At 62.3% G+C, this 8,637-nt stretch carries 5 protein-coding genes; all 5 read right to left on the bottom strand.

The features are described 5' to 3' along the window. Window positions 1-92: 92 nt before the first annotated feature. The 5 genes from HNO86_RS28125 to glgX all read right to left on the bottom strand — a co-directional run bounded on the left by HNO86_RS28125 (window position 93) and on the right by glgX (window position 8,481). Window positions 93-1,154 carry an autotransporter outer membrane beta-barrel domain-containing protein gene (locus HNO86_RS28125; protein ID WP_175380196.1) on the bottom strand — a complete coding sequence of 354 codons (1,062 nt, stop codon included), beginning with the start codon at window positions 1,152-1,154 and terminating at the stop codon, window positions 93-95. A gap of 313 nt (window positions 1,155-1,467) precedes the next feature. Beyond that, entirely contained in the window at window positions 1,468-4,032 is a 2,565-nt protein-coding gene (locus tag HNO86_RS28120) for an autotransporter outer membrane beta-barrel domain-containing protein (RefSeq protein WP_175380195.1), read from the bottom strand. A 271-nt stretch (window positions 4,033-4,303) separates the two neighbouring features. After that, the gene (locus HNO86_RS28115; protein WP_175380194.1) at window positions 4,304-5,098 is read right to left on the bottom strand and encodes an endonuclease/exonuclease/phosphatase family protein; all 795 of its coding nucleotides are present in this window, start codon (window positions 5,096-5,098) and stop codon (window positions 4,304-4,306) included. A gap of 198 nt (window positions 5,099-5,296) precedes the next feature. After that, a complete protein-coding gene (locus HNO86_RS28110; RefSeq protein ID WP_175380193.1) occupies window positions 5,297-6,055 on the bottom strand; it encodes a PIG-L deacetylase family protein in 759 nt (252 codons plus the stop codon). Window positions 6,056-6,324: 269 nt separating this feature from the next. Then, window positions 6,325-8,481: a glycogen debranching protein GlgX gene (gene glgX, locus HNO86_RS28105; RefSeq protein ID WP_175380192.1), complete on the bottom strand. Its 2,157-nt coding sequence runs from the start codon at window positions 8,479-8,481 to the stop codon at window positions 6,325-6,327. Between the last annotated feature and the right edge of the window lie 156 nt (window positions 8,482-8,637).

Below are 8,637 nucleotides of genomic sequence, written 5' to 3'. Positions count from 1 at the left end.
GCCGCAGGCTGCGATCTTTTGATCTCGTTTTTCAAATCAAAATCAAAAGATCGCAGCCTGCGGCAGCTCCTACATTGGGGATCCGGTTTTCCTCACCACCGCATCCGCACCCCCAGGCTGCCGATCAACCCGTTCAAATCATTGTCATCCACATCACTGCTGTAATCGGCACTGACATACAGACTCACCACCGGCGTCACCCGCGCAACCAGTCCCAATCCCAGTTCCACGGTCGATGAGTTGCGACTGCTGCTGATCTTGTCGACCTGATCCAGCGTCACCGTATTGCCGGTGTAGACCGTGTGCCACAAGTTGGTCCGCACATAGGGTTCGACGGGCAGGCCGTTGATGTCGTAGCTCCCTTTCAATTTCGCGCCGACCCGGCCGCTCCACGACGTCAGGTCGGTGGACGAGGCATTGCCGGAGCCCGCGTAGGGCGTGTCCAGCGTGATCCGCTGATTGATCAACTGCGCCTGGGGTTCGACCACCCAGTTCTCGCTGATGCCAATCGGAAAACCGCCTTCGACCGACAGCGTCACCGCGCTGCCTTCGGTGGCTTGCCGTGCGCCCTGTTGGTTGCGACTGAAGCCGTTGACGCGACCGCCGCTGGCGGACAGGTCGACGTGCCAGCCCTGTGGCCCGGTCAGGCTGTAGTAGGCCCCCAGGCTCTGGCCTTGCAGGTTGAGGGTGTCGCTGTTGGGGTCGGACATCGCGCGGTTGATCAGCGGGCCGTTGCCGTTGGCCTGGATCTGGCGGGTGCCGCCAATCAGGCCGATGCGCTGGGTATGGCCGCTGTTGCTCTGCAGCGTCAGGATCGCCGGGCCTTTGGTTTCCGCTGAGCCGAAGCTGGTGAAGCCCTGGGCGAGCGCGTCGGTCTGCGCCTGGCGCGCGGCCTGGCCGTAGACCTGATCCCAGGCAGCGGGCGTCGCATCCTCGGTGGTGAAATGACTACTTCGTGGGGCAGGGCCGAAATGGCCGGAGTACGTGGTAGCAAGCGTGGGCAAGGTCAGCATCGAGACGTTCTGGCTGTACCAGGGCGTGGTGTCGTCCTCGACCGCCGAGGCCTGGACTTCCAGGGTGGAGCACAGCAGGAGAGAGCTCGAGACAGTGCAAAAAGTGATTTTGATCTCTTGTTGAGTGAGGGAAGTTTTCATCGTGGGGCTACCTTGCAACGCGTGCCGTACTTGCCTTGGCGTCTCTCCTACCCCGAGCGAGGGGCGACCGAATGGAGAGGGGCAAGCCGGGGGCCGCCCGCTTGCGCAGGTGTCCGGGGGCTTGCCCCTGATAGTTACTTCCGGGGGTAGTAACCTGAAGTCAAGAGGACCCCCAACCCTGCGTCAAGAAAATGGCCGATAAGCGGTATTGCTATTTTAGGGTTTGTAAGTGACTGATTTATGGCGTCTCTCTAAGTGCTTGTTTGTTGGAAAAATAGTCAAAAAAGTCGCGAACTAGAGCCATTGCTCGGTATCACCAACTGATCCGCACCCCCAGGTTTCCCGCCGTTGCGCGCTGCTGATTGCTGTCGATATTGCTGCTGTAGTCGAGATTGGCGTAGACGCTGACGTTGCGCGCGACACTCAGGTTCACCCCGACACCCACATCGGCCCACGACGCGCGTTGCTCGGTGTCGATATCGGTGCTGCTGGCGAAAGTGACCGTGTCGGTGCCGGTAAAGGTGTGCCACAGATTGGCCCGCACATAGGGTTCGGCCGGCAGGCCGGCGAGGGTATAGCGCCCCTTGAGACGCGCGCCGAGGCGACCGGTCCAGGCCGGATCGGAATCGAACGACACCCGGGAGATGCCGTCGTCCTGGCTGTCGAGCTTGACCTGCTGATGAATGATTTGCGCCTGTGGTTCGATCACCCAGTCTCTTGCCAGCGGGAACTGATACCCGCCCTCGGCCGAGAGGGTGACCACGTGGCCCTTGTTATCGATTTTCAGGCCGCGACCGGAGTGGCTGTCACCGTCCAGCCAGGTGTACATCGCCACCGTGTCGAAGTACCAGCCAGCGGGATCGGTCAGGGTCCAGTAGGCGCCCAGATGGTCGCCTTCCAGTTCGACCTTGCCCGCGCGCTTGTCCTCGAAGCCTTCGTTGAAACCATCGACATCGCCCTTCAGGCGCGTGTGGCCGACGAAGAGGCCACTGCGCTGGGTCTGGCCGCCGGCGGTTTCCGAGCTGTAGAGATCGTTGCCGACCTGGAAGCCCTTGATCGTGCCGTCGAGTTTCGGCGTGACGGTGCCGGCCCAGGTCTGGTCGAAGTTCTTGCCGTAGACGCGACCCCAGCCGGCGCCGAACGCGCCTTTTTCGGTCAGCAGGCGTTGATCGCCCTGGCGCTCGTGGAAGGTGCCGAGGGCGTTCATCGCAAGCACCCCGGCGGCTGGCGGCAGGGCTGACCAGTTGGGGACTTCCTGGCGATACAGGGGGATCGGCGCGGCGCCGGGTTGCGGCGTCGGCAAGGGCGGGCTGCCGGCAGCGGCGACCGGCGCTGCCACCAAAGGCACCAGCACCACCTCTGGTGGCAACGCCGGATCCGGGTTGGCCACCACCACCTCTACCAGCGGCGGCGCGACCACGGACGAGCGCAGGTACCAGCTGTTTTCGCTGCCGGGCGTGACGCCGCCCTTGTACAGCACGTAGTCGTAGGCGCCCACCGACAATGGCGCCTTAAGGGTGAACGCGCTGGCGTCACTGATGGCCGAGCCCTGGGCTTGGACCACCTGAATGCCGTTTTGCAGGGTGGCGGCGCCGGCGCCGTTGAGGTTGGTGACGTCGATGGTGGTGGTGCCGGTCAGGGTGCCGTTGTTGACCACCAGTTTGTCACTGGGCGAACTGTCATCGCCGAGCACGCTTTGCACGCGCAACTGGCCGCCGTTGCCGGCGTAGTTGCCTTGCACGGTCAGGGCGTCACTGGTGCGGTTGTTACCGGTGCTCAGGTCGATGATCCCGGCGTTGTTCAAGGTGGCGAGCTGGCCGGCGGTGGCGGAGCCGATGCTGCCTTGCTCCGCGGTCAGGATGCTGCTGCCGTCGACGTTGAACACGCCGGTTCCGGTGCCGGTGTCGCCCAGCACGAAACTGCCGGTGCCCAGATCCAGTTGCGAGCCGTTGTTGAGGTTGACGGTTTCGAAGTTGACATAGCGGCCGGGCACCGAGGTGCTGGTCTTGTCGAAGGTCAGTACGTCGATGCCGGTGCCGCCATCGATGGTCGGAGTCTGGGCGAGGGTGGCTTCGCTGAGGTTGCGCAGGGTTGCGGTGTCGTTGTCGCCTTCGAGCAGCACCCGCGAATGCAGGATGCCGCCACCGTCCCAGACAAAGGTGTCATTGCCGGCGCTGGTGCGGATCTCGCCGAACACCTCGCCGCCGGTAATGGTCACGCTGTCGTCGCCGCCGCTGACGCTGATGAAACCGCCGATGGTGCCGCCGGAGAGGATGATGGTGTCGCGGCCGAAGCCTGTCACAAGGTTGCCATCGATGATGCCGCCGGACATGTTGTACAGGTTGTTATCGAGCTTCATATCGACCCGACCGATGCGGCCGCCGGTCATGGTGGCGCTGTCGCCGTCCTCGAAGGCGCCGATGATGCGCCCGCCGGTCATGAGGAAAAAGTCGCGGCTGTCACCTTGGGCCAGCGACTGAATGACACCGCCAGTCATGGTGAAATTATCGATCCCATTACCTTGATCGACTGCACCGGTGATTTGTCCAGCGCTGATGGTCAGCCGGTCGGCGCCGTCGCCCTGAATGAGCGATCCGACGATTTGCCCGGAATCCATGGTGACGATGTCATTGCCGATGCCGAACGTGACATTGCCATTGATCACGCCCGTGCCATTGGCTGGAAAACTCAAGGTGTTGTTGCCCGCCAAATCGGTCAGCGGCCCGCTGCTGCCACTGTCGCAGACATGACTGTCGTTACCGGCGGTGGGGGCGAAGGTGCAGGCCGCCTGCAGGGAAGGGGACCAGCCCATGCACAACCAGATTGAAACGGCGCAGGCGCTGAAACGGTACTTGGGCAGATCACTGGGTAACTTCATGCTCGTCTCCGCTTGTGGTCAGCGACTGAATGGCCCCGTGTCAAAAATGACAAGGCATCAGTCGTCCTTGGCAGCACAAGTTGCGAGACAGCACCGGTAAGGCACTCACCCGAAATCGAAAACCTTCAGCAACAACGGCCGCTGTGAGTTGCACGTCCATGGGGACAGGTCAGGGACGAGAGCAACGTATCAGCAGTTTTTTGCTGCATCTACTGTCAGAAGTAACAGGTAAAACGATTCAGCCGGCAATCAAATCGGGTTTTTGAGCGGTTCAGAGATGGACTTCCACCGCCAGGGGCAGGTGGTCCGAGAGATGGGTCCAGGGTTTCGTGCCGAGGATTCTGGGTTCGTGGCTGGTGGCGTTGCGCAGGTAGACGCGGTCCAGGCGCAGCAGCGGGAAGCGGGCGGGGTAGGTTTTGGCCGGGCGGCCGTGGTGGCGCTCGAAGGCTTCGTGCAGGTAGTCGCGTCGGGCGAGGGCGGCGTTGCCTTGCAACTGCCAGTCGTTGAAGTCGCCGGCGATGATCACCGGCGCCTGGTCGGGGAGGGATTCGAGCAGTTGGCAGAGCAACTGCAATTGCAGCTGGCGATGGCTCTCCAGCAGGCTCAGGTGAACGCAGATCGCATGCACCTCGCGGTGGCCGGGGACGTCCAGTACACAGTGCAACAGCCCACGGCGCTCGGGACCGGTGATGGACACGTCGAGGTTGCGGTATTCGCGGATCGGGTATTTGGACAGCAGCGCATTGCCGTGGTGGCCATCGGGGTACACGGCGTTGCGCCCGTAGGCGAAGTCACTCCACATGCTGTCGGCGAGGAATTCGTATTGCGAGATCGCCGGCCAGTTGTTCAGGCGCGTGGAATGGCCTTCGTGTTCACCGACCACCTCCTGCAGAAACACCAGATCGGCCGAGGTACTGCGCACCGCTTCACGCAGTTCCGGCAGGATGAAGCGCCGGTTGAAGGCGGTAAAACCCTTGTGGGTGTTGACCGTCAGGACGCGCAGACGATGGATGGTCGACGGGCTGTTGAGTGACTTAATCGGCTGCGACTCGGAATGGCTGGTCACGTTCGCTCCTCTGGATCAAGGCATGTCTAAGTATGCGACTCATGGCGGGGCGGGCAGTTCATTTTGCTGCTGGCGCGATCACTGTAGGAGCTGCCGAAGGCTGCGATCTTTTGACTTTGATTTTTCAAGATCAAAAGATCGCAGCCTCGTTGCACTCGACAGCTCCTACATAGGAATGTTGCCTGTCTTGAGTGCGTGTCAGACGAAAACGATTTCATAGGGCAGGCGCATCCGGTCGAGCAGGACCCGGGGGATCAGGGGGGCGATGCCGATGGCGGGGTCGCCGTCGAGTTGGCTGGCATAGGCGTGGGTCGCGTGGCTTTTGCGGGCGACGGTCCAGGTGTCCAGGCGAATCTTGCGGGCTCGGTGCCAGGGGATCATGCCGCTGTCGCGGGTCGGCCAGTGCCAGGCCCAGACCGGCACTTCGTTGAAGTCGGCGCCGGCGATGGTCGCGGCGTTGGCGCTGGCGCGGCCGACCGCCTCGTGGTCGCTGTTGCCGTCCTGGGACCAGGTGCTGAACACCACATCGCCCGGGCGCAGATAGCGGGCGATGAAACGGGTCAGTTCCACTTCATGTTCGGCCAGGGCATTGTCGGCGAAACCGCCGCGAATCCACTTCAGGCTGTGCATCGGCAAACCCAGCCGACGCAAGGCTTCGACACTCTCCTGACCGCGAAACACGCTCAGACGTTTCTCCGACCATTGCCGCGAGCCCGGATGGCTGGCGCTGCCGTCGGTCACGGAGATCAATTGAAAGGGATGACCCAGGGTGCTGAGCAACTGCAGCAGGCCGCCGCAGGTGACCACTTCATCGCCCGGATGCGGGGCGATGACCACGGCGCGGGCGCCAGGCGGAACCAGCGTCTGGGGGTTGATGACCGGGACGTTGTCCAGCTGCGGGGCGCTGTTCCAGATCTGCGCCGCCGCGCTGTTATCGAGCTGAGAGACCGGTTTCATGGTGACGTCCTTGTTGTCGTTGATAGCATTTTGCCGCGTTCCGAACCCTGGAACCGCTGCGTGCAGAGTATTGCTCATGTAACGATTTTCGTCGCGCCGATGTTCCGAGCGGTCGATGCTTGTACCCCGCGGTCCCTGTAGCAGCCTGCGTCCGGCTGCGCAGCAGTCGTAAAACCTGTGCACTCGATCTATCTGACAGACCGCAGTGTCTGGGTTGGCGACTGCTGCGCAGCCGGACGCGGGCTTCGCCAGCTGCTACAACGGCCTGTCTACTCCTCTTCTTCGTGCTGCAGTTCGAACAGCAGCAATGATCGGCCTGTGACCGAATACTCATGCCCAAACTCAAACCGCTCCTGCCCGCGAATCGACGGCTGGTTGGTGTCGATCATGCACGTCCAGAACCCGCCATCCGGCACTTCGGGCAGCTTGAAGTTGACGATGTCGTGATGTGCATTGACCACCAGCAACAGCGTGGCATCGCCCCCTTTGCGGCGGATGCCGGTTTCCTGGGCGCGACCGTCCAGCAGCATGCCCATGCAGCGATTGTGCGCGTCGTGCCAGTGTTCGGTGGTCATCTCGCTGCCGTCCGCCGCCAGCCAGGTCACGTCCTTGACGCCGATGTCCTCGTTGTAATTGCCCACCAGAAAGCGCCCGCGACGCAGGATCGGGTAGGTCAGGCGCAACTTGATCAGGCGTTTGACGAACTTGAGCAGCGACTTGCCGTCTTCGCTCAGGTCCCAATTGACCCAACCGATCTCGCTGTCCTGACAATAGGCGTTGTTGTTGCCGTCCTGGGTGCGGGCGAATTCGTCGCCGGCCACCAGCATCGGCGTGCCCTGGGCCAGCAGCAGGGTGGCGAAGAAATTGCGCATCTGCCGGTGGCGCAGGGCATTGATCTCGGGATCGTCGGTGGGACCTTCGACGCCGTGGTTCCAGGACAGATTGTTGTTGCTGCCGTCCTGGTTGTTCTCGTCGTTGGCCTCGTTGTGCTTGTCGTTGTACGACACCAGATCGTTGAGGGTGAAACCGTCGTGGGCGGTGACGAAGTTCACCGATGAATAAGGCCGCCGACCGCGCTGGTTGAACATCTCGCCCGACGCCGTCATGCGGCTGGCGAAGTCCGCCAGCTGGCCATCGTCGCCTTTCCAGAAGGCGCGCACTGTGTCGCGGAACTTGTCGTTCCATTCCACCCAGCCCGGCGGAAAGCCACCGACCTGATAACCGCCGGGGCCACAGTCCCAGGGCTCGGCGATCATCTTCACCTGCCGCAGCACCGGGTCCTGACGGCACGCCACGAGGAAGCTGTGACGCTCATCGAAGCCATCGTGATAACGCCCGAGAATCGTCGCCAGATCGAAACGGAAACCGTCGACATGCATCTCCGAAGCCCAGTAACGCAAGGAGTCGGTGACCATCTGCAGCACGCACGGATGACTCAGGTCCAGGGTGTTGCCGGTGCCGGAATCGTTGATGTAGAAGCGCTTGTCGTCCGGCATCAGGCGGTAGTACGAAGCGTTGTCGATGCCGCGCATGGACAGGGTCGGCCCCTGTTCGTTGCCCTCGGCGGTGTGGTTGTAGACCACGTCGAGGATCACTTCCAGATTGGCCTCGTGCAGGTGCGCGACCATTTCCTTGAACTCGGCGATCTTGCCGCTGGCCAGGTATCGCGGGTCGGGGGCGAAGAAGGCGATGCTGTTGTAGCCCCAGTAGTTGGTCATGCCCTTGTGCAGCAGGTGCTGGTCGTTGACGAAGGCATGGATCGGCAGTAGCTCCACTGTGGACACGCCGAGTTTGCGGATGTGCTCGATCACATCGTCGACCATCAACCCGGCGAAGGTGCCGCGCACGTTCTCGGGTACCGCAGGGTGGCGCATGGTGAAACCGCGCACATGGGTTTCATAAATGACGGTCTTGTCCCACGGCACGCTGACCCGATGGTCGTGGCCCCAGGTGTGCGCCGGGTCGATCACCTTGCACTTGGGCACGAAGGGCGCGCTGTCGCGCTCATCGAAACTGAGGTCGGCGTCGGGATGGCCGATGGTGTAACCGAACAGCGCCTCCGACCACTTCAGCTTGCCCACCAGTTGCTTGGCATAGGGGTCGATGAGCAGTTTGTTGTGGTTGAAACGATGACCGTTGGCCGGGTCGTACGGACCGTACACCCGATAGCCGTAGATCAGCCCCGGATGAGCGTCCGGCAGGTAACCGTGGTAGATCTCGTCGGTGTATTCCGGCAATTCGATGCGTTCGAGCTCGACTTCGCCGGCATCGTCGAAGATGCACAGCTCGACCTTGGTGGCATTGGCGGAAAACAGGGCGAAGTTGACCCCCAGACCGTCCCAGGTCGCGCCCAACGGGAAGGGCAGGCCTTCGCGGATGCGCGAAGGCTCGTGGGGTGCCGGGGTGTCTTTTTTGGGGCGGGTCATAGGTGCTCCTGCAACTAGCGAGAAATAAGCCTTTACGCGATCCGTGTAGCCGCTGCCGAAGGCTGCGGCTACAGGGAATGCGGCGCTGCGTTTTTCGAGGGCGAGCAATGCCGGTGGCGAGCGCACTCGCCACTCAAATCAATCAGTTCAATCGGT

Origin of the sequence: Pseudomonas sp. C1C7, assembly GCF_013359595.1 — a bacterium.
In the GTDB taxonomy this organism is placed as follows: domain Bacteria; phylum Pseudomonadota; class Gammaproteobacteria; order Pseudomonadales; family Pseudomonadaceae; genus Aquipseudomonas.
This window is presented reverse-complemented; position numbering and strand designations above follow the sequence as displayed.